General features: G+C 37.2%; 22 protein-coding genes. 12 read left to right on the top strand and 10 right to left on the bottom strand.

The window, feature by feature from the left end:
• From Q2U82_RS08070 to Q2U82_RS08055, 4 genes are all read left to right on the top strand, one after another.
• The gene (locus tag Q2U82_RS08070) at positions 1-1,302 is read left to right on the top strand and encodes an APC family permease (RefSeq protein ID WP_410004366.1); all 1,302 of its coding nucleotides are present in this window, start codon (positions 1-3) and stop codon (positions 1,300-1,302) included.
• A complete protein-coding gene (locus tag Q2U82_RS08065) occupies positions 1,299-2,111 on the top strand; it encodes a DUF6090 family protein (protein WP_410004365.1) in 813 nt (270 codons plus the stop codon). Before Q2U82_RS08070 ends, Q2U82_RS08065 begins: the two co-directional genes overlap by 4 nt.
• Before the next feature lie 130 nt (positions 2,112-2,241).
• Positions 2,242-3,762 carry a tetratricopeptide repeat protein gene (locus tag Q2U82_RS08060; protein WP_410004364.1) on the top strand — a complete coding sequence of 507 codons (1,521 nt, stop codon included), beginning with the start codon at positions 2,242-2,244 and terminating at the stop codon, positions 3,760-3,762.
• Positions 3,763-3,867: 105 nt separating this feature from the next.
• Entirely contained in the window at positions 3,868-4,494 is a 627-nt protein-coding gene (locus tag Q2U82_RS08055) for a carbonic anhydrase (RefSeq protein ID WP_410004363.1), read from the top strand.
• 59 nt (positions 4,495-4,553) lie between these two features.
• On the opposite strand, the gene Q2U82_RS08050 is transcribed toward Q2U82_RS08055, so the two are convergent.
• Positions 4,554-5,510, bottom strand: coding sequence for a fasciclin domain-containing protein (locus tag Q2U82_RS08050; RefSeq protein WP_410004362.1), 957 nt, complete (start codon positions 5,508-5,510; stop codon positions 4,554-4,556).
• 181 nt (positions 5,511-5,691) lie between these two features.
• On the opposite strand from Q2U82_RS08050, the gene Q2U82_RS08045 reads away from it, so the two are divergent.
• Positions 5,692-7,188 (top strand): M28 family peptidase, encoded by a 1,497-nt coding sequence (locus Q2U82_RS08045; RefSeq protein ID WP_410004361.1) that lies wholly within the window; start codon positions 5,692-5,694, stop codon positions 7,186-7,188.
• A 73-nt stretch (positions 7,189-7,261) separates the two neighbouring features.
• Here Q2U82_RS08045 and Q2U82_RS08040 read toward each other — a convergent pair whose 3' ends face one another.
• From Q2U82_RS08040 to Q2U82_RS08030, 3 genes are all read right to left on the bottom strand, one after another.
• Complete coding sequence (locus Q2U82_RS08040; RefSeq protein ID WP_410004360.1) at positions 7,262-8,770, bottom strand: hypothetical protein; 1,509 nt, start codon at positions 8,768-8,770, stop codon at positions 7,262-7,264.
• A gap of 160 nt (positions 8,771-8,930) precedes the next feature.
• Positions 8,931-9,395 (bottom strand): hypothetical protein, encoded by a 465-nt coding sequence (locus tag Q2U82_RS08035; protein ID WP_410004359.1) that lies wholly within the window; start codon positions 9,393-9,395, stop codon positions 8,931-8,933.
• A gap of 29 nt (positions 9,396-9,424) precedes the next feature.
• Entirely contained in the window at positions 9,425-11,188 is a 1,764-nt protein-coding gene (locus Q2U82_RS08030; protein WP_410004358.1) for a hypothetical protein, read from the bottom strand.
• 83 nt (positions 11,189-11,271) lie between these two features.
• On the opposite strand from Q2U82_RS08030, the gene Q2U82_RS08025 reads away from it, so the two are divergent.
• The 3 genes from Q2U82_RS08025 to Q2U82_RS08015 are packed head-to-tail and all read left to right on the top strand — an operon-like array spanning position 11,272 to position 15,312.
• Positions 11,272-11,802, top strand: a complete 531-nt coding sequence (locus Q2U82_RS08025; protein WP_410004357.1) for an RNA polymerase sigma factor — start codon at positions 11,272-11,274, stop codon at positions 11,800-11,802.
• A gap of 41 nt (positions 11,803-11,843) precedes the next feature.
• Positions 11,844-12,770: a FecR family protein gene (locus tag Q2U82_RS08020; protein ID WP_410004356.1), complete on the top strand. Its 927-nt coding sequence runs from the start codon at positions 11,844-11,846 to the stop codon at positions 12,768-12,770.
• Positions 12,751-15,312: a carboxypeptidase-like regulatory domain-containing protein gene (locus Q2U82_RS08015; RefSeq protein ID WP_410004355.1), complete on the top strand. Its 2,562-nt coding sequence runs from the start codon at positions 12,751-12,753 to the stop codon at positions 15,310-15,312. Before Q2U82_RS08020 ends, Q2U82_RS08015 begins: the two co-directional genes overlap by 20 nt.
• A 3-nt stretch (positions 15,313-15,315) precedes the next feature.
• Here the strand turns inward: Q2U82_RS08015 and argS are convergent, their stop codons facing one another.
• Positions 15,316-17,103, bottom strand: a complete 1,788-nt coding sequence (argS, locus tag Q2U82_RS08010; RefSeq protein WP_410004354.1) for an arginine--tRNA ligase — start codon at positions 17,101-17,103, stop codon at positions 15,316-15,318.
• Positions 17,104-17,301: 198 nt separating this feature from the next.
• Here argS and Q2U82_RS08005 point away from each other — a divergent pair, with 198 nt between their 5' ends.
• Complete coding sequence (locus tag Q2U82_RS08005; protein WP_410004353.1) at positions 17,302-17,934, top strand: MarC family NAAT transporter; 633 nt, start codon at positions 17,302-17,304, stop codon at positions 17,932-17,934.
• Positions 17,935-17,937: 3 nt separating this feature from the next.
• Here the strand turns inward: Q2U82_RS08005 and Q2U82_RS08000 are convergent, their stop codons facing one another.
• Entirely contained in the window at positions 17,938-18,144 is a 207-nt protein-coding gene (locus tag Q2U82_RS08000; RefSeq protein ID WP_068761738.1) for a hypothetical protein, read from the bottom strand.
• Positions 18,145-18,269: 125 nt separating this feature from the next.
• On the opposite strand from Q2U82_RS08000, the gene Q2U82_RS07995 reads away from it, so the two are divergent.
• A complete protein-coding gene (locus Q2U82_RS07995; RefSeq protein WP_410004352.1) occupies positions 18,270-19,703 on the top strand; it encodes an SDR family oxidoreductase in 1,434 nt (477 codons plus the stop codon).
• Between the two features lie 2 nt (positions 19,704-19,705).
• On the opposite strand, the gene ctlX is transcribed toward Q2U82_RS07995, so the two are convergent.
• Positions 19,706-20,608 (bottom strand): citrulline utilization hydrolase CtlX, encoded by a 903-nt coding sequence (ctlX, locus tag Q2U82_RS07990; protein ID WP_410007147.1) that lies wholly within the window; start codon positions 20,606-20,608, stop codon positions 19,706-19,708.
• 138 nt (positions 20,609-20,746) lie between these two features.
• On the opposite strand from ctlX, the gene Q2U82_RS07985 reads away from it, so the two are divergent.
• Both Q2U82_RS07985 and Q2U82_RS07980 read left to right on the top strand, forming a co-directional pair.
• The gene (locus Q2U82_RS07985; protein ID WP_410004351.1) at positions 20,747-21,241 is read left to right on the top strand and encodes a DinB family protein; all 495 of its coding nucleotides are present in this window, start codon (positions 20,747-20,749) and stop codon (positions 21,239-21,241) included.
• A gap of 58 nt (positions 21,242-21,299) precedes the next feature.
• Entirely contained in the window at positions 21,300-22,874 is a 1,575-nt protein-coding gene (locus Q2U82_RS07980) for a T9SS type A sorting domain-containing protein (protein WP_410004350.1), read from the top strand.
• A 9-nt stretch (positions 22,875-22,883) separates the two neighbouring features.
• On the opposite strand, the gene Q2U82_RS07975 is transcribed toward Q2U82_RS07980, so the two are convergent.
• From Q2U82_RS07975 to Q2U82_RS07965, 3 genes are all read right to left on the bottom strand, one after another.
• Positions 22,884-23,261 (bottom strand): hypothetical protein, encoded by a 378-nt coding sequence (locus Q2U82_RS07975; RefSeq protein WP_410004349.1) that lies wholly within the window; start codon positions 23,259-23,261, stop codon positions 22,884-22,886.
• Between the two features lie 129 nt (positions 23,262-23,390).
• Positions 23,391-23,783 (bottom strand): rhodanese-like domain-containing protein, encoded by a 393-nt coding sequence (locus Q2U82_RS07970; RefSeq protein WP_410004348.1) that lies wholly within the window; start codon positions 23,781-23,783, stop codon positions 23,391-23,393.
• Positions 23,784-23,796: 13 nt separating this feature from the next.
• Positions 23,797-24,108, bottom strand: a complete 312-nt coding sequence (locus tag Q2U82_RS07965; RefSeq protein WP_410004347.1) for a rhodanese-like domain-containing protein — start codon at positions 24,106-24,108, stop codon at positions 23,797-23,799.
• Between the last annotated feature and the right edge of the window lie 43 nt (positions 24,109-24,151).

Below are 24,151 nucleotides of genomic sequence, written 5' to 3'. Positions count from 1 at the left end.
ATGATTCAAAAAGACGAAGGATTAAAAAGAAGAGTTGGTGTATTCGGCTTATCGGCTAATATTGTCAACATCATCATCGGGTCTGGTATTTTTGTACTGCCTGCAATTGTTGCTAGCTATATGGGAGCATCCAGCATCATTGCTTATCTTTTTTGCGGATTGTTAATGGCAATGGTAATGCTTTGCTTTGCCGAAGCCGGAAGTAAAGTCACAAACACCGGCGGACCCTACACCTATATTGAAACCGCTTTTGGAGATTATGCTGGCTTTGTAGCTGGATTTTTTGCCGTTGGAAGCAACTTGTTTGCTGATGCCGCAGTTTCTAACGCTTTGGTAAATGTTATTGCTTCAGCATACCCAGTATTTGAAAACGGATGGCCTCGATTTTTGTTTTTATTTATTCTTTTTTATGGTTTGGTTTATATCAATGTAATTGGTTTAAAACAAGGCATTGGCTTGGTAAAATTCAATACTATTGTTAAGCTAATACCATTGCTTTTACTAATCGCTATAGGTTTTAAAGATGTATCAGCAAGCAATCTGTACTTTCAAGAAATGCCAAGCCTTAAAACATTAGGTGAAGCGTCGCTCATTTTATTTTTTGCTTTTCAGGGCTGTGAAACGGGAATTATTGTTGGCGGAGAAGTTGTTAACCCAAAACGTACAATTCCGAGAGCTATTCTCATAAGTATTACAACAGTTGCGGTAGTTTATATCTTGATTCAAACCGTTTCCCAAGGTGTTTTAGGCGATGCTTTACCAAATTTTACAGCGGCTCCACTTGCCGAAACTGCCAGAGTAGTTTTTGGTAATTTTGGATTTGTACTTTTAATTATTGGTGCTGTTATCTCTATGTTTGGTTATATGAGCGGCACTATTCTTAACAGTCCGAGAATTGTTTACGCACTTTCCAGAGATAAGGTAATCCCGATAAAAGCGCTTTCCAAAATTCACAAATCATTTGCCACACCTTACATAGCCATTATTATTTATGCAACTATCGGCTTTATTCTAGCTGTTTCTGGCAGTTTTGAGCAATTAGCAGTCATAGCTAGTAGTTCTATGCTAATTCTTTATTTAGGCGTAGCACTATCTGTGATAAAGCTTCGCAGATCTAAAAAAGAATATGATGGCGGATTTAAAATTCCTGGAGGTTGGACGGTTCCCATTTTAACAATTGCTATAATTCTATACTTTTTATCAAGTCTTTCGGCAAATGAAATGATTGGCACGGGAATATTTATAGGGGCACTAACCCTTACATTTTTCGCAATTAAATTATTAAAAAAGAAAGCAGCATGATAAAACTCTTTAGAAATATTCGCAAGAACCTTCTAAATGAAGGCAAAACAACTAAATATCTTAAATACGCCATTGGCGAAATCGTGCTGGTGGTTATTGGAATTTTGATTGCCTTGAGTATCAACAACTGGAATTCAAACCGGATTAAGCATCAAAAGGAATCTTTGTATTTATCTAATATTCAACGGGATTTGGAAGAGCAGCTCATATCCATAAAGCAACAAATGGCTTTTGATTTTGAAATTATCAAAGCTGCAAAACCGATCATCATTTATTATAAAACAAATCACGAATTTAGAGTGGACAGTGTCTTTACAGCCACCATTGCCAAACTAACCGCGCGTATGACTTTCGTGAAAAACAACCCAACTTACATTGAATTGCTATCGTCGGGAAATATCAATATTATCAGTAATGATGGCTTAAAAAACGAATTGATAAAGTATTACCAAGAAATGGAACGCATTGAACAAGTCATCAATAAAAACAACAATCTTTTTACCGATGCTGTATTTGTTCCCGAAATGCTCAAATTGACTGAAATTCAATCAACCGATCTCTATGAAAGAAATATGTTTCAAGGCATATTATCCGATATTCCCGCCGAAATATCAACAGATATTGTGAGCCTAAATGAAGATAATTTAAAAGAAATTACACGGTTGAATTTGCAAATTCCCGAGAAACATCTTTTTATGATCAATGCGGTAAATTTTAAATATCAGTTAGCAATTATTCATTATAGATTACTGAACAAACAGAAAATAAAAACACAAGAATTGTTGAACAAACTTAAGACAAAGGATTAAACTCATTAAAAACCTTTGAAAAAATTTATAGAATATGAAAAAATACAAGCCAAAGTTTTGAGCGTTTAGACAAAAAGTGGTTATCATTTCAAAAATGGCTATCTTTAATCCACTTTCTAAATTATTAATTATGAGACTTATAACTCCCTTCCTTACATTGCTTTTAATAGTTTCGTGCAAACAACAGGAAACAAAAAAGAATAATCTTGGCGTAGTAAACATTACAATCACCGGAAAAAAAAGTGCCCAGCCTCACTTTGAAAAAGGATTATTGCTTTTGCATTCCTTTGAATATGAAGACGCTCGCGAAGCTTTTATAGAAGCACAAAAGGAAGACCCAAAGATGCCGATGGCCTATTGGGGCGAGGCTATGACCTATAACCACAGCTTATGGCACGAACAAGATTATGAAGCAGCCACAACTGTTTTAGCAAATCTTGATAGTCATAATCCAGAAAAAAACACAACTGAAATAGAACAGGATTTAATTGAAGCTGTACACATACTCTATCAACCAAAAACAGAAAAACCTCAACGAGATCTTGAGTATTCAAATTTTATGGAAGGTTTGTACAAAAAATATCCTTCCAACCAGGAAGTGGCCGCTTTTTATGCCTTGTCACTTTTAGGCTCTGTTGAAGAAGGAAGGAATGATATTGTTTACGGGAAAGGCGCAAAAATTGCAAAAGGTATTTTGAAAGAAAACCCAAACCATCCTGGCGCACTTCATTATTTAATACATTCTTATGACGATCCCGACCACGCTACCCTTGCTTTGGATGCTGCAAATGCCTATTCAAAAGTAGCACCGGATGCTGGCCATGCACTGCACATGCCTTCTCATATTTATGTTGCCATGGGGATGTGGGATGACGTTATTTCTTCGAATATTGCTTCCTACCAAGCAAGCATCAACAGAATGGAAGAGAAAAGTCTAAGCAATGATGCCCGTGGCTATCACGCTTTCCATTGGCTGCAGTATGGCTATCTTCAAAAAGGAAATTACGAAGAAGCAAAAAAAATGGTGCTCGACATGAAAAAATATGCTACCGAAACTCCTTCTAAAAGTGCGCGGGCTTATTTGGTATTTTTAAAAGGAACCTATTTAACCGAGACGGATAATTGGGAAGATGAAGTAGCTGATATTCCCGTAGATATAACCGATTTAAATATTTCCGTCCGCTCCAAATATCACTTTTTGGATGGCATGAAAGCCTTTAAAATGGAAAAAACTAAAAAACTGGACAGCATACTTAACATTATGGATCAAGACCATAAAAGAGAATCGTTTATTGTTGCAGAAGGCAGTTCCAAACTCTGTGCAGGTGTTACTCGCGATGAAGCTAACCAAATGGATTTAAAAGAAGCTGAAATAAGAAAAAATCAATTAATGGCACTTCGCGCCCAATTGAATAATGATCCAAAACTAGCTGAAGAGCATTTTATAAAATCCATCGAGATTGAAAACAGTATAAGCTACAGCTATGGCCCGCCATCCATCCAAAAACCTACCCACGAGCTGTATGCAGATTGGTTGCTTTCACAAAATAGAAATGAGGAAGCTGCAAAACACTATTCACTCGCACTTAAAAACGGGCCTGGAAGATTGCGTATTTTGAAAGGAATGGAAAATACTAAACAGGTAATTTAGGCTTAAACTTCAGCAAGTAACTTATTTTAAATTTTCAATTTCCACTTGGTGGACACAAAGGCTTTTCCCTATCTTTAAATTCTGAAAAAAATCTTCAAAAAAATTATGAATATCGATCAAATTTTCAAAAACAATCAAGCCTGGGTAAACGAAAAATTAGGCAAAGATCCCGACTATTTTAAAAATCTAGCCGATGGACAAAGTCCAGAAATACTTTATATTGGTTGTAGCGACAGTCGCGTGACAGCCGAGGAAATTATGGGTGCCAAACCTGGAGAAGCCTTTGTGATGCGCAATATTTCTAATATGGTATCCAATTTGGATCTTAGCGCGATGAGTGTTATTAATTATGCTGTGAGCGTACTAAAAGTAAACCACATAATAGTATGCGGTCATTATGGTTGCGGCGGTGTAAAAGCGGCAATGCAATCAAAGGATTTGGGCATCTTAAACCCTTGGCTGCGGAACATTCGCGACGTTTACCGTTTGCATCAAAAAGAACTCAATTCCATTTCAGACGAAGAGCAGAAATACAAAAGACTTGTAGAGCTAAACGTACAGGAACAATGTGTAAACATAATAAAAACCGCAGATGTACAGATAGCAAACCGAAATAGAAACCTCAAAGTGTACGGTTGGGTAATGGATATGGAAACAGGAAAATTAATCGATTTAAAAATTGATTTCGAAAAAGTTCTGAAAGGAATTATGGAGATATATCATTTAGATTAAAAATAAAAAATGCTGCTTTCTTTTAAAAGAAAGCAACATTTTTCAATAAAGCACCCGTATTATAATTGGGGAAGAAGTACTTTATCAATAGCGTGAACAACACCGTTTACGGCTTGAACGTCCACAACTATAATATTACTTACCCTTCCATTTGGATCAGTAAGTGTAGCGTTTGAGGCATCAACCACTAAGTCGTCCCCAAGAGTTGATACAGTTCCATCTACTAAATCTGCAGCACGAACATTGGCACCAGCTATAACGTGCGTACTTAAAGCAGCTGTAAGTGTAGGGCCATCAATATCATTTAAACTACTTGCTCCCAATTCAGCCAATAAAGCTGTGAAAGCATCATTTGTTGGAGCAAAAACAGTAAATGGTGCAGGAGAAGTTCCGGCTGGAGTTGACAAAATACTTACAAAATCTGGTTGGTCTGCACGGGTTAAAGCTGCAACCAAAGTAGCGAAAGTGGAATCTGCAGTTGCAAAGGTGACTACTGTTGGCAATGCAATTACAGCATTTACAGCATGGATTACTCCATTATCAGCTTCGATGTCCGCAGTTGTTACGGTAGAAATTCCATTTAATTTTACACCAGAGGAAGTGTTTACATACATACTTAAATTAGCCCCCGAAGAAGCTTCAGTCGCCAATGTATTTACATAACCTGTGGTTAAATCACTTGCCATATTTACACCATTAACAACGTGGTTTAAAAGTACATTTGTAAGTAAATCTGTTGGAACATCATCCAAACTTGCAAAGCCATTAGCATTTAAAAATGTTGTGAAAGCTGCATTATTTGGTGCAAATACCGTAAAACTGCCTTGTCCATCAAGGGTTGCGGTCAAGCCTGCTTTATCTAAGGCGGCTTTCAAGGAGGAATAATCATCATTTGATGCTACAAAATCTGCAATTGAATTTGTTTGAGGGTCAGGATTATTATCGTCATCATCACTACAAGAAATTATTCCTATTGCGATAAAAACAATCATAAAAATTTTTAATAAGTTTTTCATTGTCTTAGTGTTAAGGTTTTTGTTAGCGACAAATCTATTACACGAGATTCTCTAATTAAAGAACTTTAACTTTTGTTTATCTTTTTCTATTAAAAGTTAAACAAAATAATTTAAAATGTAATTTTGCTATCCAATTTCAAAAACTATCTTTATACATCAATTAATCCTTCTTAATTAATTTATGAAACACACCTTAATCATTATCTCGTTATTTCTAAGCACAATTTCCTATTCTCAATCTGAAAAAGAGAAAGTAGAAACCTCCATAACAAAAAACAAAATTGAAGCGCACATCTATTTTTTAGCGGACGATCTCTTAAAAGGAAGACAAACAGGAACTCCGGAAAACAAAATTGCTGCTTCCTATCTTGCAAATGTCCTTAGGAGCTATGGTGTAAAACCAGTTGTACAAAACGTCTTAAAAGGCTCAAGTACTGAAAGCTATTTTCAAGAAGTAAAATTGAACTATATAAGCCCGGTAAAGCGTTTGCTTTTAGCTATTGATGGTAAGGAACTCAAGAAAAAAGTGGTGTTAAAAACCAACAAGATGGAGTTTACAGGAAAGGCCGTGTATTTAGGTTATGGTCTTGAAAACGATTATAAAGGAAAAAATGTTTCCGAAAAAATTGTAATTATAAGATCTGGCGGACCCAATGTTACAGATACGCGTGAAGCATTTGGCTTGGTTGAACAAAAAGAGCAACTTGCAAAAGAACATGGAGCAGTTGCAGTAATAGAACTTGTGGATACCAATGAATCCATTTGGGGTTTTATTGATCACAATTTTAATAGTGAACGAATGGATATTGCTGCTAAAAAAAGTAAAGATGAAGAAAAAGGTCTCGCATATCTTTGGGTACACGATGAAAACAACATTCAGGCTAAAGCTTTTGAATCTAAAGACAACTTGAGCGCAAAGTTGATGATGGAAGGCGAAGAAAAGAAAACAATTATTTCCCAAAATGTAATAGGAATGGTTGAAGGAACAGACCCACAATTAAAAAATGAATTTATTATTTATTCTGCGCATTACGACCACGTTGGCATTGGGAAACCTGATGAAACAGGTGATATAATATACAATGGCGCAAGGGATAATGCAGTTGGAACAACAACTGTTCTAAGTATGGCTGAAAATATTGCAAAATACCCAACAAAACGTTCGGCGCTTTTCATTCTTTTCACCGGAGAGGAAAAAGGATTACTGGGAAGCCAATATTATGTTGAAAATCCCTTGCTTCCGCTAAATAAAATGGTTTATTGCTTCAATAGTGACAATGCGGGCTATAATGACACTTCGATAATTTCAATTATAGGATTGCCCAGAACCACTGCTTCCGCAAATATAAAAGAAGCAGCCACAACTTTTGGCTTAAAAGCAATTGATGATGCCGCTCCAGAACAAAATCTTTTTGAAAGAAGTGATAATATTGTTTTCGCCAGAAAGGGTATCCCCGCTCCTACTTTCTCTTTAGGTTTTCAATCTTTTGATGGTGATGTCACCAAATATTACCACCAACCCGGTGATGAAGCTGACACGTTGGATTATGACTATCTGCTGAAATTTTTTCAGAGCTATGTATTGGCCGGAAGACTTATTGCCAATGATCCAAAAACGCCAACCTGGACCACAAATGATAAATATGAGGCTGCTGGAAAGGCATTATATGGAAATTAATTAGTTTTAAAATTTCATAAAAACAAAAAAGCCACGGTTTACCGTGGCTTAATCATGGGGATAAAAAAGGCAACTAAAGTTTTTGAAATGTCAAGTAATCAGTACCACCGTTACCTCCACTAACATCAAATAGCTCAACTCTTGTATTGTTGTAGGTAACAACATCCCAATCATCATTAAATTCATCAAAAGGCATCGCGATTCCAAAATCCAATATTACATCAAGACCATTGCTGCTATTAACCACACTCCAAGTTCCGTTGATTGTATTGCTATTATTTGCGGCAACTACAGTTCCATCAGAATTAAAAGTAAGGGTATAACCGTTGTAATCGTTGGTTTCGTCATCGCCATCGTCTATATAGCTTTGCACATACCATTGTCCATCCATTAAAATATTGGCAAGCTCTGTGGTATTACCTCCTCCATTACAATCTTCGTAAGGATTTCTGCCAAAATTCAAGTAATCTGTTCCGCCATTACCACCACTAATATCAATTAATTTTATGATTTGTGCATCAAAGCTTGTTACGTCCCAATCATCGTTTAAATCTTCAAAAGGATCATCGCTGCCAGTTATCTCAAAATTTAAAATAAGGTCTATTCCGCTGCTACTGTTGGTGACTGCCCAAGTACCATTAACTGTGTTGCTTGTGCTTATAGCTGTAACAGTTTCATTGGCATTGAATTTAAATTCATACTCCACATAATGGCAGGTTTCATTATTTCCATCATCCTCCAATAAGTTTACATACCATACACTATTTATCAAATTATCAGTGAATTCAGAAGTATTTCCCCCGCCACCGCCGCCGCCATTGGGTGTGCGTTGGTAAGTTAAAAAGTCAACACTTCCGTCTCCGCCGCTAATGTGCTTCAGTTTAATGATATCTTGAGTTGCTTCTATAATATCCCAATCCTCGTCCAGCTCATCAAAAGGAGTATTATTTCCAAAGAAAAGGTTTAGATCCGGGGTGTTGCTATTTGTAAGGCTCCAAGTTCCATCTACACTATTTGCAGTACTTACGGCTTGAGCAGTATTATCTGCGTTAAAGGTAAATTCGTATCCCGCAAAATCACCGGTTTCATCTTGATCATCGAAAAAATAAGTGACAAACCAAGAGCCCGTGGTCAATATAGTTTCAAAATCTGAAGGAAAACCACCGCCGTTAGATGAACAATCAGAAATTAATGTTACCAATTCTGCATTGCTGTTAACTTCTACAACAGTGCCATCCTGCAATACAACGTTTATGGGAAACTGCAAGGCAATATAAGTTCCAGGATCCAAGGAAAGCAATAAGGCAAGCAGTTCACCGTCGTTACCTACCGTCTGCGTTCCGGTTTGTTGCTGATCTGAGTTGTAGATAAAGAAAGTAAGCGGATAAACAAGGTCTATACAATCTATGGAAGAAGTATTGTTATTATCTGAAGTGCGAAGGAGTAAGTCTCCTAATTCCGAATTTACGGTTACCATATTTGTGTCAGAATCATCAAAAGGCTGTGAATCTTCAGTTGTACAAGAGCTTACCAAAAAAATTAATAAGTAAGCTAAAAAAGTGAATTTGGTTAATTTATTCATGTTTATATATTTTAGGTTTTACATGATTAAGACAGCTAAACTGATAAAAACCCTACCCAATGTTTCTGTTTTTTATTAAAATGAAAAAAATCACTAATAAAAGAAATAAAAAAACCATCCGAAAATAGGATGGTTTAACTGAGAAATGGAAAATTGATTTTTAGATTTTTTCAAAGGTTAAGAAATCCGTACCACCATTACCACCACTTACATCGGTAAGTTCAATTTTTGAATTACTTACCGAAATAATATCCCAATCATCTGAAAGGTCTTCAAAATCTGCGGGAGAAGCGAAGAAAATATTGAAATCTGTATCGCTTGAACCTCCATCATCATCGCTGGAATTACTGTCTGTTACAGACCAAGTTCCTGTTACAGTTGTGCTTCCCTTAACAGCTACCAAAGAACCGTTTTCATTAAAAGTAAACACATAACCAGTGAAATGATTTGTTTCGTTTTGATCTGAATCAAAAAAGTAAGTGATTTTCCAACTGCCACTTTGCACAGTATTTATGGTTTGTGTAGTTGCATTTTGCTGTTGGCTGTTATCATCATCTTTATCGCAAGACATTGCCAAACCTGTGTAAATAAAAATAGCGAGTACTGCTTTTAATAGAATTTTCATAGTTTAAAATTTATTTATTGTTTGTTGTTTTAATTCTTTTTAAAAATCAAGGTATCTTCAATTTCTCCTTGACTATTTCGGGTAATAAAAGTTACTGAGGTTGGCGAATATTGAAGTGCTTTATATTCATCATCATCAGCGCCATTTATTGGGCTGTCCATATCAAACTCAAAGTTTAATTCTTGCCCAGTCACTGTAACAATCCATATTCCATCCACGTTTTCTGATCCATTTGTGGCCAAAATAGTTTGATTGCTAAAGAAGGTAAAATCATAACCGGAATAATCTGAAGTTTCATCATTGCCATCATTTAAAAACTTTTCAATATACCAAGTTCCCGATTGAAGGATGTCGCGGAGTTCCTGTGGGTCTGGGCCACCACCGCCACCGCCATTTGGTTCGCGACCAAAGGTCAGAAGGTCTGTTCCACCTCCGCCTCCACTCACGTCAGAAAGACGGATAATGGTTTGCGAGGCTTCCAAAACGCCCCAATCATCGTTCAATTCAGAGAAATCGCCATTTGTTGTAGTTTCAAAATTTAAGATAAAATCCAAATTCCCACTATCAATTTCAGCAGTCCAAAAACCGTTGATGGTATTATTGCTGCTCACAGCAACTGCGGAACCATTTCTTAAAAAAGTGAATTCATAAGCGTTGAAATTTGCAGTGTGGTCAGTTCCGTTTTCCTCCAGCAAGTTTACGAACCAACTTCCGGTGCTCAGGTTTTCTATGAAAAGATTTAATTCTGTATTGTTCCCGCCGGTATTAGGATTACGGCCGAACGTTAAATAATCTGTACTACCATCGCTTCCACTGATGTGTTTCAGTTTAATAATTTCAGAAGTGGCTTCCAGTATTTCCCAATCTTCGTCCAATTCATCCAAAGGCGCATTGGTTCCAAAGAAAAGATCGAATTTAAAATCGTCAACAAGCGCCCAAGTTCCAGCTATGGTATTTCCAGATTTTACTGCTTGTGCAGTTCCATCCAAAGCGAAACTAAACTCATAACCGGCATAATTATCAGTCTCGTCATAGTCATCAAAAAAGTATTCAACATACCAAACCCCAGTTGTCAAATCTTCCTCAAATTGTGAAATGTCTATCGGGTCAGTATTGGTATTTGCAACGCAGTCCAAAATCAGGTTTTGCAATTGTTGGTTGCTGTTTACTTCTATGGTGGAACCGTCAGCAAGTATTACAGAAATAGGAAAATTCAAACTGATAAAATCATTCGGGCCCAAACCTTGCAGAAAACCGAAAAGTTCCAAATCATTATTAATAGTGATGTTTCCCGTTTGCTGCTGATCTGCATTATATGTAAAAAAAGTGATTGGATACACAAAATCCAAACAGCCAATTTCAGTGTTGTTTGAGTTGCAGGTTGCCGCCAGAGCGTCCAATTCGACTTGGTTATTTACGGTTACTTGGGTGAAATCAAACAATTCAAGCGTGATGGGGAAACTAATTTCCAAGGTATCAGTATCGTTGGGAAACTGATTGAAAATCTGTTCGATTAACAAAATATCTTCGGGAGTGTTTATCGTTACTTGCTGCCCGTTGGCAATTACGGTTACGGGAAGCAATATGGAAGCGCATCCATTTCCATCAATTAAATCATCATAAGTGCCAGGATTTTGGGAGGTTCGTAACAGCAAGCCCGTTAAGGGCGAATTTGCCGTTATGGTATCCTCAGGAGTTTCGTCTATAAATTCTTTTTCCTCTTTTTGGCAAGAGAAAAGCGCAATACATAAAGAAAGTAATGCAAAATATAGTAAGAGTTGTATTTTTTTCACCCTAAAAAAATTTGTTGGTTTATGTTAGAACAAATAAATTAAAATAAACCCTACCCACCAACTTGAAAAACTTTTAAATATATTTGAAATCCATCAACCCGTTTATGAAAGAACCCGAAAACGTTTGTAACGAAAATATATTTAATCGCTTATATGAAGCCCACGGAAAGCCTGTTTGGCGGTTTATCTATTTTAAGTGTGGCGATACGGCGCAAGCGGATGATTTGGTGCAGGAAGCTTTTATAAAGCTGTGGCAAAATTGCGCAAAGGTTACGCAGGAAAAAGCAAAATCGTTTTTATATACCGTTTGCAATAATGCTTTTTTAAACGAAGTAGCGCACAAAAAAGTGATTTTAAAGCACGCGAAAAGTCAACCTGAAAAAACAAATTTCCATTCCCCAGAGTTTTTGATGGAGGAATCGGAATTTCACGAAAAACTTAAATCCTCACTTGAAAATCTTACAGAAGCACAACGCACCGCATTTCTTTTAAACAGAATAGAAGGAAAAAAATATGCTGAAATTGCCGAAATGCTGAACATTTCAGTAAAAGCAGTGGAAAAACGAATGAGCCAAGCGCTGGCAACACTTCGGAAGGAAATTGGAAATATTTAAATTTTTAAGGTAGGGTAACACGCAACTTAGCTGTTTAACCTATGAATACAAAGAAAATGGAGAAAGACTACTTATTGCACAAATGGCTCAACAATGAAGCTACTCCCGAAGAACTGGAACAGTTAAAGACTGATCCGGAATATGCTTCGTATATCCAAATTGCCGCAGCAAGTGCTGGTTTTGAAATGCCAGAAATGGACAGCGAATCAAACTTTAAAGCCATTTCAAATAAAATAAAACCAGTGCATCAATTGCACAAACCAAATATTTTTTCAATTGTCTGGAAAGTGGCCGCCGTGTTTGCGGTTTTGTTGGTTGGTTATTATTACACAACCACTTTGGACACTTCAGTAAAAACTGAAATTGCGCAGACCGAAACTTTTTCATTGCCCGACAATTCTGAAGTTGTGCTGAACGCAGGTTCAAAAATTACCTATAACAAAAAGAACTGGACCAATTACCGTGAGCTTTCTTTGGACGGCGAGGCTTACTTCAAAGTAACTAAAGGAAATAAATTCAGCGTAAAAACCGTTGAAGGTACTGTAAGTGTTTTGGGAACGCAGTTTAATGTGTTTGCGCGGGGTGGGCTTTTTACGGTTGCTTGCTACGAAGGTTTGGTGAGCGTTGCGTTCAACGACACGCTTTTAAAAGTACCCGCGGGAAGTAAAGTTCAGATTGAAAACGGGAAATTAGTGATAAATGAAACTGCCGATACCCCTTCCCCAGTATGGCTTGCCCACGAAAGCAATTTTGAAAATGCGCCTCTTTCCTTAGTACTTAAAGAATTAGAAAGACAATATCCAATTAAGATAACTTCGGAAAAAGTAGTTTCTGAACATAGATTTTCGGGCACTTTTACCCATGAAAATCTGGAGCTGGCATTAAAAGCTATCTGTGAACCCTTACATTTGAATTATATCACAAACGAAAACGGAACTGTAATTATAAATGCCAAAAATAGCGAGTAGCTACAAAATCTTGGTTTTCCTTTTAGTTTTCTGTGCTTTTGGATCCAAATCCGTTGCACAGGAAACTGATGATACTACACTCTTGACTTATTTGAAATCTTTGGAAAAGGAATTCAATGTTAGGTTTTCCTATGTTCGCGAGGAAGTTGATGGAATTAAACTGAAACCACTTTCAAATGGAAACACTTCAATAGAAAATGTGCTTTCGTATCTTCGTGAAAACACACCTTTACTTTACCACCGCATCAACGAACGCTACATAACCATTACTTCCAAAGAAAACGATGGTAGCCTTTGCGGGCGGATAATTGATTTTGAAACCCAGTTGCCATTGGAAGGTGCAACGATTGTATCTGAAAACAATTCGTTCAACACAATTTCAAACGCGGAAGGCTTTTTTTATATCCCAGCCCATCACAAAAAAGTAAGTTTTACGGTTTCGTTTGTGGGCTATAAATCAATTAAAGTAAACACTTCAAACCTTTCAAATGACTGTTCTGCCTTGCTTTTAGTACCGTCTGTTTCTGAATTGGAAACAGTTATTGTCCAAAATATTTTCACAAAGGGAATTGATAAAAATCTGGATGGGTCAATTACTATTTCAACTGAAAATTTCGGACTGTTGCCCGGACAGGTTGAAGGGGATGTTTTGCAGATTACTCAGGCCTTGCCCGGAGTGGAAAGTGTGGACGAAACCATTTCAAACATCAACATTCGCGGGGGAACGCACGATGAAAACCTGCTGCTTTGGGACGATATAAAAATGTATCAAAGCGGGCATTTTTTTGGGCTCATTTCGGCTGTGAACCCTGACATTACCAAAAACGTAATTATTTATAAAAACGGGACAAACATTCGTTATGGCGAAGGCGTTTCGGGGGTTATCGATATGCGTTCAAAAAACAAGATTTCGTCAGAAACCAAAGCGGGAATTGGTTTCAATTTGGTGAATGGCAACGGGTTTTTGGACATTCCAGTTTCAGAAAAACTCGGCATTCAAGTTGCCGCAAGAAAATCCATCAACCACCTTTGGGAATCGCCCATTTATAAAAATTACACCAAACGCATTTTTCAGGACAGTGAAATTTCGAATATTGAAAACACTGAAAATAATGTCGCCATTACTACCGATGAAAACTTCAGCTTTTACGATTTTAGCACCAAATTACTTTGGGATATTTCGGAAAAAGACAAAGTGCGCGTCAATTTTTTAACGATTGACAATTCGCTGGATTTCACAGAAACCTTGGAAACCAATTCACAATCAAAAACCAGCGAGCTGGACCAACGCAGCTTATTGGGCGGCGTTTCGTGGAATCGTTTATGGAACGATAATATTGAAACTACAGCTTTAGCTTACGGAACCTATTATTTGTTGGACGCCATAAACAAAGATATTTTCACCACCCAAGAACAAATCCAAAAAAACGAAGTTTTGGAAACAGGTGTTAAGCTTGACGCCAATATTGGGCTTTCGGAAACTTTAAAATTCCAAACCGGTTATCATTTTTCAGAAATTGGAATAGCAAATACACAAGATGTAAATCTGCCGCGATTCCGGGATTATGAAAAGAACGTTTTACGAACGCATGTGTTTTTTGCGGGATTGAATTATGTTTCCAACAATAAAAAAACCTATGTTTTTGGAGGCGTTCGCGGAAATTATTTTTCAAAATTTGAAGAAATTTTGATTGAGCCGCGATTAAGTTTGCACCAAAAATTCGGAAATGGTTTTGCTTTTGAGGTTTTAGGCGAATTTAAAAGCCAAAGCACTACCCAACGAATTGATTTTGAAAGTGATTTTTTAGGCATTGAGAAAAGAAGATGGATTTTGGCCGATGGCGAAAACACGCCAATCATAAAAAGCAAGCAGGCTTCCGCAGGTCTGGTCTATAGCAAAAATGGGCTTTTTATGAATTTGGAAGGGTTTTACAAAATAGTGGAAGATATAAACAGTGCAAACCAAGGACTTCAAAACCAGTTCCAGTTTTCAAAAGCCATTGGAAATTATACGATAAAAGGTGCCGAATTTGTGGTGAATAAAAAAACGAAATCGTTTAGTACGTGGCTAAGCTATATGTACAGCAAAAATGATTATGAATTTGAAAGCCTCGAACCATCAACGTTTGCAAATAATTTGGATGTTCAACATTCCGCCACGCTTGCAGGAACCTATTCTTTAAATGCCTTGAAAATCGCTTTGGGACTTAATTGGCACAGCGGAAAACCTTATACAATTCCTTTGGAAAATTTTGAGACAACCACTGAAGGCGGAATAACGACCATTCAATTTGACGCTCCAAACAACGAGCGTTTGCCGGATTATTTCCGTGCAGATCTTTCTGCGGAATATCTTTGGAAGCTCTCCCCTTCCATTGATGCCAAGATAAATATTGCGCTTTTAAACTTGTTGAATACGGAGAATACTATCAACATCCGCTATGCTTTGGCACGGGATGAAAACAATGAAATAACCGTAAACCAAATTGAGGAAATTTCTTTGGGAATTACGCCAAACTTTTCGTTTCAGGTTTTGTTTTAAAAATTACATCCGCTCCGGAACCTCGATTCCTAAAAGTGCGAAAGCGCTTTTTATAACTTCTCCAACCGCTTTTGAAATTTTCACCCGGAAAGCTTTTTCAGTTTCGTTATCCGTTGCCAAAATGGGCACATTTTGATAAAAACTGTTGAATTCCTTCACCAAATCATAAGTATAGTTAGCAATCAAAGCCGGACTGTAATTTTCCGCAGCCAATTGAATGGTTTCAGGGAATTGCTGAATTATTTTTATGAGTTCCTTTTCTTTTGGATGCATTTCAACAGCTGTCAGGTCGAGTGCTCCCGAGGCTTCGAGAGAGACCTCCCCAGCTTTTCGAAGAATAGACTGAATCCGCGCATAGGTATATTGAATAAACGGTCCCGTATTTCCTTGAAAATCCACACTTTCCTCGGGATTGAAAAGAATCCGTTTTTTAGGATCGACTTTTAGGATATAATATTTCAAAGCACCCAAACCGATCATTCGGTAAAGTGCATCCTTTTCTTCTTTTGAAAAATCGTCAATCTTCCCAAGTTCTTCTGAAATGGTTCGCGCCGTATCGGTCATTTGTGCAATCAGATCATCGGCGTCAACCACGGTTCCTTCGCGGCTTTTCATTTTTCCCGAAGGAAGATCCACCATTCCATAACTTAAATGAAAAAGATTTTTGGCCCAACTATAGCCCAGTTTTTTAAGAATTAAAAACAGCACTTTAAAGTGATAATCCTGCTCGTTGCCAACGGTGTAAATCATTCCGCCAACGTCCGGGTGATCTTTAACCCGTTGCACGGCAGTACCGATGTCCTGCGTCATATAAACCGCTGTACCGTCGCTCCTTAAGACAAGTTTCTCGTCAAGCCCTTCTTCGGTTAAATCACACCAAACAGAGCCGTCGTCCTTCATAAAAAAGACGTCCTTTTTAATGCCTTCCTCAATAATATCTTTTCCGAGCAAATAGGTATCACTTTCGTAATAATAAAAATCGAAATCTACGCCAATGGATTTATAAGTTTCTTCAAAACCTTTATAAACCCAACCGTTCATTTTGTTCCAAAGCGCAACAACTTTTTCCTCGCCAGCTTCCCACTTTCGTAGCATTTCTTGGGCTTCAAGAATTAGAGGGGCTTGAGCTTTTGCTTCTTCTTCAGTTTTGCCTTCTGCTTTTAAAGCTTCAATTTGCTTTTTGTATTCTTTGTCGAATTTTACGTAGTAATTCCCAACGAGTTTATCGCCTTTCAAATCAGCATTTTCCGGCGTTTCCCCATTTCCGAACTTTTCCCACGCCAGCATACTTTTACAAATATGGATGCCGCGGTCGTTTATGATTTGGGTTTTATAGACTTTTTTTCCGGCAGCTTTTTCAATTTCGGCAACGGAATAGCCAAGCAGCACATTCCGAACGTGCCCCAAGTGCAAAGGCTTGTTGGTATTTGGCGAGGAATATTCAACCATTACCGCCTCATTTCCTTGCGGAACTTTTCCGAAGGAAGAAAAATCTCCCACGGAATTGAAAAAGTTCAAATAATAGGAATCGCTCAAAACAATATTCAGAAACCCTTGAACAACGTTGAATTTTTCAATTTCAGAAACATGTTCAACCAAATAATTGCCAATAGCCTCCCCAATCTGCGCCGGATTTCCTTTAACCACGCGCAACATTGGGAAAACAACTGCGGTAATATCGCCCTCAAAATCCTTGCGGGTTGGCTGTAATTCTACCGATTCAAGTTTTGCGCCGTACAGTTTTTCTACTGCGGTTTTAATTTGGGTTTCCAATGTTTGCTGAAGTGTCATTTTTTAATGCCGAATGTTTGGTGCTGGATACTGGGTGCTTCCGTTCTTATTAATTAATTTCAAAAGACAAAGATACTTTTTTTGATTTCTTAATTCCGAATTCATAATTCTGAATTTTCAGAATGCATCATATAACCTTCATTTAAAGTTTTGGTAAACTAGAAAACCCAAAACCAAACGTCCTTTGCCGAAAAAACTATGGACATTTTTTTATATGTTTTTGCAGCACTTTTTTCAGTAATAAACCCTTTGGGAACTGTGCCTGTATTTGTAGGATTAACAAGCGATGAGAGCGTTTCTGAAAAAAACAAAACTTCACTTTTAACTACGATAAACGTAATTGTTATTTTGATTATTTCCTTTTTTGCGGGAACCTATTTATTGGCTTTTTTCGGAATAAGTTTGAATGCGTTGCGAATCGCGGGCGGAATGATAATCGTTACCTCTGGCTTTGCGCTGTTGACGGGAACTTTTTCGAAACACAAAGGAATGAAGAACAAACGCGTTCAAAAAGACTTGGACAAGCGTGAAAAATTTTCACTTACACCCCTTGCAATTCCAATGCTCGCGGGACCTGGATCCATTTCATTATTGATAACTTTCAATCAGAAATATCAAAATACCACAGAAATAGTTTGGGTTATTTTAGCGGTTTTGGCAGTTGGTTTGGCAACGTTTATTATTTTAAGAAGTTCGCATTACATCAGCAAGTTTCTGGGCGCTTCCGGTATAAACGCTATTTCACGAATTGTTGGTTTTATCGTAATTTCAATAGGTGTGGAATACATTAGTGCAGCCGTAATTTCAATTCTTAAAACAATAAATATTTAAAAATTAGCTGCGATTTTTAAGCAACGCACCAGCAATAAGTGCCAAAACCCCAATACCAATCATTCCCAAAGTTTGATTGCTTAAACCCTCTTTAGCATTGACTTCCAAAGGACCTATATCTAAAACTTGTTGCGGAACAAAAGCGTTGTAAAGTCCGAAAATAATCAGAACGACACCCACAATTAACAATACAATTTTTAAAATTTTCATGACCCTTAGATTTGATTGGTTGAGGTATTAAAGATACCGTTTTGAAAAATAAAGACAGCCATAACTTAACGGGTTTTTAACTGTTGTTTAATAATTATAAATTATCTTTAAACAAAACTTTTCAATTGAAAATTCTACTTACAGGAGCCAATGGTTATATAGGGATGCGATTGCTGCCAGAACTTCTCGAAAACGGACACGAAATAATTTGTGCGGTTCGTGATAAAACAAGGCTTCCGCTTAATCCTGAAACCATTAAAAAGGTAACCGTTTTTGAGGTTGATTTTGCGGAAGAAGTGAACACAGAATCTTTTCCGAAAGATATTGATGCTGCTTATTATTTAATTCATTCAATGAGCGGCTCTGACAATAATTTTGATGAAATAGAAGCCCGCGCTGCGGAAAATTTCAATAAATATATGGCCGTAATTTCTGTGAAGCAGGTTATCTATTTAAGTGGAATTGTAAATGAGGAAGAGCTTTCGAAACATCTTTCCTCCCGAAAAAAAGTAGAAGATATTTTATATAAGGGCAACTATCATTTAACCGTTTTGCGAGCTGGAATAGTAGTGGGCAGCGGTAGTTCATCCTTTGAAATTATCAGGGATTTATGTGAAAAACTACCTGTAATGGTCGCTCCAAAATGGCTAAAAACAAAAATCCAGCCCATCGCCATTCGCGATGTTATTGCCTTTCTTTATGGGGTTTTGGATAATGAAAAATGTTTCAATCAGTCGTTTGATATTGGTGGACCCGATATACTGACTTATAAAGAAATGCTGCTGAAATATTCCAAAATCCGTGGTTTGAAACTTTGGATAATTTCCGTTCCGGTTATGTCGCCACGTCTTTCATCGTATTGGTTGTATTTCGTAACCTCAACTTCGTATAAACTTGCAGTAAACCTTGTGGATAGTATGAAAATGGAGGTTGTGGCTAGAGATAATAAATTACAGGAAATTTTAAATATTCAACCCATTTCTTACGAAGAAGCTATCAAAAAAGCTTTTTTGAAGATTGAGCAAAACCTTGTGATTTCAAGTTGGAAAGATTCATTGGTTGCCGGTAGAATTTCAAACTTAAAGGAATACATTCAAGTTCCAAAATACGGCTGTTTAAAAGATAGAAAAGTGTTACAAATAGATAATACCGAAAAAGTGTTGGACAATATATGGGCCATCGGCGGCACGCGTGGCTGGTATTATGGAAACTCGCTATGGAAAATTCGCGGTTTTATGGACAAAATTGTTGGCGGGGTTGGACTGCGCCGCGGCAGAACACACCCCAATCAAATTTACACGGGAGATGTGCTGGATTTTTGGCGCGTACTTTATGCTGATAGGGAAAGCAAACGTCTCCTTCTTTTTGCCGAAATGAAATTGCCCGGCGAAGCTTGGTTGGAATTCTGCATAAACGATAAAAACGAATTGATACAAACCGCAACCTTCCGCCCGAAAGGCTTATGGGGCCGCTTATATTGGTACTTGATGCTTCCCTTCCACTATTTCATTTTTGGCGGAATGATCAAAAATATTACTAAAAAAGAAGTTTTGGTTTAAAATTATTCCTTCGGAAGAAATACCTCTGCCATCATGCAGCGAGCACTTCCGCCGCCACAGGTTTCAATGGTTGTAAGGTCGCTGCTCAAGATTTCGCAATGCTTTTCAATGGCCGCAATCTGTTCTTTGTTTAAGCTTTTATGGGCAGCAGCGCTCATCACCAAATATTTTTTATCCTTTCCTTGTAGCTGAAGCATATTGCCCGCAAAATGGTGCATTTGTGCCTCGGATATCTTAATGATTTCCTTTCCGTCCTTTTTTAGGTGTTGAACCACGTTTTTCTTTTCCGCAGCATCGTCAATTGTGTCTAAGCAAATTACACAAAATTTTTCAGCAAGACACATCATTACGTTGGTATGATAGATAGGCAATCGTTTTCCGTCCACGGTTTGGTTAGCTGTGAAAATAACCGGCAGGTATTCAAAGTCTTCACAGAATTCAATCAGCAATTCTTCATCAGCGCGAGCAGAAAGCGCGCAATAGGCTTTATGGTTTACACGGTCCAGCAAAAGACTGCCAGTACCTTCCAAAAAGATTCCTTCGTCTTCCGCAGGAGTATAATCATAAACATTATTAATTATAAAACCTTCGTTTTCCAAACGGATCAAAACCTCCTCACGTCTTTCGCGACGGCGGTTTTCGGCAAACATCGGATAAAGACCAATATCTCCATTTTCGTGAAAACTGATCCAATTATTCGGGAAAATGGAATCTGGCGTGTCCATTCTTAAATCATCGTTTTCAACAATTACATTTACACCCACCGCACGTAGTTTCTGAACAAAAGCATCAAACTCCTCCTGTGCTTTAGTGTTAATTTCAGCATTTTTAAGGGCGATGTCTTCCTGAAAAAAATTATTGACCGCCGTTTGTTCGTTCATTCGGAACGCAACCGGGCGAATCATTACGATGGTATCTGTTATCTGTTTTGCCAATTGAAAGGATTTTAGACTGCAAATTTAAAGGAATTTCCTATTGAAAAAATGCTTTTAAATGGGTAAATTAGTTGTGCAAAGAATAATTGGATTTTTAAAATAAAAATTATGGATACGCTAAAAAATTTAAAGGACGAACTCACCGAAGAATACAATACCACCAAAAAATTTCTGAATAACTTTCCAAAGGACAAAAACGATTATACCCCGCATACAAAAAGTATGAAGTTAATGGATTTAACAACGCATATTGTGGATATTTTCGGTTGGCCGCAGGTTATTTTGAATACGGATTATTTGGATTTTGCCGATGGTTACAATCCGGAAAAAATGGGCGGAAAAGAAGATTTGTTGCAACAGTTGGAAAAACAGTATAAAGCTGGCATGAAAGCTTTGGAAAATGCAAAAGAAGCAGACTTAAAACCCAATTGGAGCATACGGATGAACGGTCAAATAATAATGGAATGGAGTAAGTATGGCGCCATTAGGCATGGGCTAAACCAAGTTACCCACCACCGTGCGCAACTGGGCGTTTATTATAGATTGCTGGATATTCCGGTTCCCGGAAGTTATGGGCCTTCGGCGGATGAGCAGAATGGGTAAAATTTTTTATCTTTAGTAGCAATCCCAAAATTTTAGCCTTCAAACAAATAACTGAACAATGAAAAGAGTCAACACAAAATCAATATTGGTTTTTTTAGCAATTCTACTTTTTCAATTTTCAATTGCCCAAGAAGGAATATTGGATTTAGATTTTGGCGACCAAGGAACGACAAGATTTGCTTATCCGGACAAAGGTTCAAGAGCAATGGACTTGCTCCTTTTGGAGGACAGTTCAATAATTCTAGGAATAAACAGCGAGCTTAGACAAAACGGGGCAACGTATAATCGTGGTTTTTATATTTATAAGTTAACAAATGATGGAGAAATTGATATTTCATTTGGGCAAAATGGCCAATTATATTTTCCGAACAATGGAACAAACTCTTCCTATTTTAACTCTATGATTTTGCAATTTGACGGAAAAATTTTAATAAAAGGCTCTATAGAAGGTGAAGGAAAATTAATCAGAATAGATCAGAATGGTATATTTGATCCATCCTTTGGAATCAACGGCATTCAATCTATTTCTGATGGTGGTAAAATTGCCCAACAATCTACAGGCAAAATAATTATTCAAAGTCAGTACTTTGATGGCTATAATAATATGTATAGTTTTTCAAGGAGAAACATAGATGGATCCTTGGATACAACATTCGGAAATAATGGCATCCAAATTACAGATGTTACTAGCTATCGTTTTGATCTTTGTTTCGCAATTAAAATAGACTGGGAAGACAAAATACTTGCTGGAGGCCCTTCCTATAATAATGGAGATGACTACCATCCCGTTATAACGCGTTTCAACGAAAACGGCACCTTGGACACTTCATTTGGGAACAACGGCACGGTAATTACTACTTTTGGTCCAGAATCAAACTTGGGAGAGGTAGATGATATCGCTATTTTGGGCGATAAAATAATTCTCGGAGGAAACTACCAGTATCAAGGTGGAACTGGAGGTTTTGGTGGAATTAAACCAGCAGTTGCAAAATTTAATAATGACGGCACACTAGATCAAACATTCGGCCAAGGCGGAAAAGTAGTTATGGAAACTTATTTCGAAGCTAATGATCGTCTGAGAAGTATTGCTATTCAGCGGGACGGAAAGATTATTTTGGGAGGCGGTGCCTCAATGCCCTTTCCTTTCGAACAAACAAATTTTTTCGTAATCAAATTGAATGATGATGGTAGTATTTATTCAGATTTTGGAGATAATGGAACATTTATAACCGACTTCGGAGGCTCAGACACAAATTATGTTACCGATTTGGTATTGCAAACAGACAATAAAGTTTTAGCTTTTGGTGTTACCGAAGATGCGAACGATGAACATAGAAACGCAATAGTATGCCGTCTGGACAATGAAGTTTTAGGCATACAAGATTTATTGACTGAAAATGATATTCAGATTTACCCAAACCCAACAAATAGTTTTATTAAAATAAACAGTAAAACCTCCATTCAAAAAATAGAAATTTATAACCTTTTGGGGCAGCTTGTAGCATCTAAAACTTACGGTAATAATGCTCTTGAAATAGAATATGATTTAATTAAATTCGAAACTGGAATTTATACTGTTTTGATTACTTCTGAGGACGAACACACTATTTCAAAAAAGATACTTAAAAAATAATAGTGGAGTTTAAGCACTCAAAACATCGTCATGATTGTCAGTATGGTCAGTATATTCCATAAGCATCTTTTTATAAAAATTATACTGAAGTTGGCCTTCTTCTAGACACCCGATCAATGTTTCTTCCAAGTTATTGTAGCCTACCCTATCTGAAATTGCTTCGTTTAGATTATAAAGCCTAACCGGATCGGTGGTCAACGGTTTTGAATTCCAAATGGAAATCAATTTGTTTTCATAATCAATATTTACATCTATTGAATTGAAAAAAAAATTCAATAGATTTTTATGGAATGCTGCGAATTCTTTTGTGGGATGTTTATCGAAAATACAACTTGTGGCAATAAGGGTTTGCATTTCCCGACGTACTTTTTCTTTTTCACTCTCCATAACAAACGTATTTTCTTATTTGAAGATACGACACGTTTGCCTTCATAGATTTCGGAAAGAGGAACTTTAGCGCGAGTTTAACTGTAACGATTCCAATCAGTTAAAAAAATTAAGAAGAAACAGCTATTTTTAATTGGGAAGCCCATCACTTTCCCAATGCAGATAACCGCCCTGCATATCATAGATTTCCTTAAAACCAACGTCTTTTAAAATCAAAGCTGCCTTGGCGCTTCTTTTTCCACTTCGGCAATAAATATAAATGGGTTTTTCTAAGTTTAATTTTTCGGCTTCGGTAATAAAATTGGTTTCTGAAATATTTATGTTCAGCGCATTTTCAAGATGCCCCTCTGCAAATTCTTCAGGCGTGCGAACATCAACCAGCTGAACATCCTTTTTGTCTGCCATGGCGTCGTGGAATTCCTGCGGCGTCAAAACATGTATTTCCTGAGCAAAGGTATTGTCTTTACAAGCGGTGAAAAAAAGTATAACGGTGAGTCCAAAAAGTATCGATAGTTTTTTCATATGTAAATATTTATTATTCAATTGTTTCGCCTTGCCATTCCATAATTCCACCTTTAAGATTGTAAGCGTTATGGATGCCTATAGAATTAAGCAACATGCAAGCCTGCCCGCTTCTACCACCAGAGCGGCAATAAACATAGTAATTTTTTTGCGGATCCAATTGTTTTGCGCGTTGAAGAAACTCGGCTCCGTTAAATATATCTATCTGAATAGCTCCAGGAATGTAACCTTCTTCAAATTCGGCATCGGTGCGAACGTCTATAATTACGGCGTTATCATCATTTTTTAATTGCTCCTGCCATTGCTCTTGGGTTAAATCTGCCATTTTATAAAATTTTTGGTAAAAATAATAAATGCGAAGGGTTTAT

This window comes from Aequorivita nionensis (genome assembly GCF_046352995.1).
GTDB classification, from domain to species: domain Bacteria; phylum Bacteroidota; class Bacteroidia; order Flavobacteriales; family Flavobacteriaceae; genus Aequorivita; species Aequorivita nionensis.
This window is presented reverse-complemented; position numbering and strand designations above follow the sequence as displayed.

Bases quoted from the DNA above. Each gene is read 5' to 3' on its own strand.
- argS (WP_410004354.1), bottom strand. From the start codon at position 17,103: ATGACACTTCAGCAAACATTGGAAACCCAAATTAAAACCGCAGTAGAA.
- Q2U82_RS08055 (WP_410004363.1), top strand. From the start codon at position 3,868: ATGAATATCGATCAAATTTTCAAAAACAATCAAGCCTGGGTAAACGAA.
- Q2U82_RS07975 (WP_410004349.1), bottom strand. From the start codon at position 23,261: ATGGAGAGTGAAAAAGAAAAAGTACGTCGGGAAATGCAAACCCTTATT.
- Q2U82_RS08070 (WP_410004366.1), top strand. From the start codon at position 1: ATGATTCAAAAAGACGAAGGATTAAAAAGAAGAGTTGGTGTATTCGGC.
- Q2U82_RS07965 (WP_410004347.1), bottom strand. From the start codon at position 24,108: ATGGCAGATTTAACCCAAGAGCAATGGCAGGAGCAATTAAAAAATGAT.
- Q2U82_RS08060 (WP_410004364.1), top strand. From the start codon at position 2,242: ATGAGACTTATAACTCCCTTCCTTACATTGCTTTTAATAGTTTCGTGC.
- Q2U82_RS07970 (WP_410004348.1), bottom strand. From the start codon at position 23,783: ATGAAAAAACTATCGATACTTTTTGGACTCACCGTTATACTTTTTTTC.
- ctlX (WP_410007147.1), bottom strand. From the start codon at position 20,608: ATGATTCGCCCGGTTGCGTTCCGAATGAACGAACAAACGGCGGTCAAT.
- Q2U82_RS07985 (WP_410004351.1), top strand. From the start codon at position 20,747: ATGGATACGCTAAAAAATTTAAAGGACGAACTCACCGAAGAATACAAT.
- Q2U82_RS08040 (WP_410004360.1), bottom strand. From the start codon at position 8,770: ATGAATAAATTAACCAAATTCACTTTTTTAGCTTACTTATTAATTTTT.
- Q2U82_RS08015 (WP_410004355.1), top strand. From the start codon at position 12,751: ATGCCAAAAATAGCGAGTAGCTACAAAATCTTGGTTTTCCTTTTAGTT.
- Q2U82_RS08065 (WP_410004365.1), top strand. From the start codon at position 1,299: ATGATAAAACTCTTTAGAAATATTCGCAAGAACCTTCTAAATGAAGGC.
- Q2U82_RS08035 (WP_410004359.1), bottom strand. From the start codon at position 9,395: ATGAAAATTCTATTAAAAGCAGTACTCGCTATTTTTATTTACACAGGT.
- Q2U82_RS08000 (WP_068761738.1), bottom strand. From the start codon at position 18,144: ATGAAAATTTTAAAAATTGTATTGTTAATTGTGGGTGTCGTTCTGATT.
- Q2U82_RS08005 (WP_410004353.1), top strand. From the start codon at position 17,302: ATGGACATTTTTTTATATGTTTTTGCAGCACTTTTTTCAGTAATAAAC.
- Q2U82_RS07980 (WP_410004350.1), top strand. From the start codon at position 21,300: ATGAAAAGAGTCAACACAAAATCAATATTGGTTTTTTTAGCAATTCTA.
- Q2U82_RS08020 (WP_410004356.1), top strand. From the start codon at position 11,844: ATGAATACAAAGAAAATGGAGAAAGACTACTTATTGCACAAATGGCTC.
- Q2U82_RS08045 (WP_410004361.1), top strand. From the start codon at position 5,692: ATGAAACACACCTTAATCATTATCTCGTTATTTCTAAGCACAATTTCC.
- Q2U82_RS08050 (WP_410004362.1), bottom strand. From the start codon at position 5,510: ATGAAAAACTTATTAAAAATTTTTATGATTGTTTTTATCGCAATAGGA.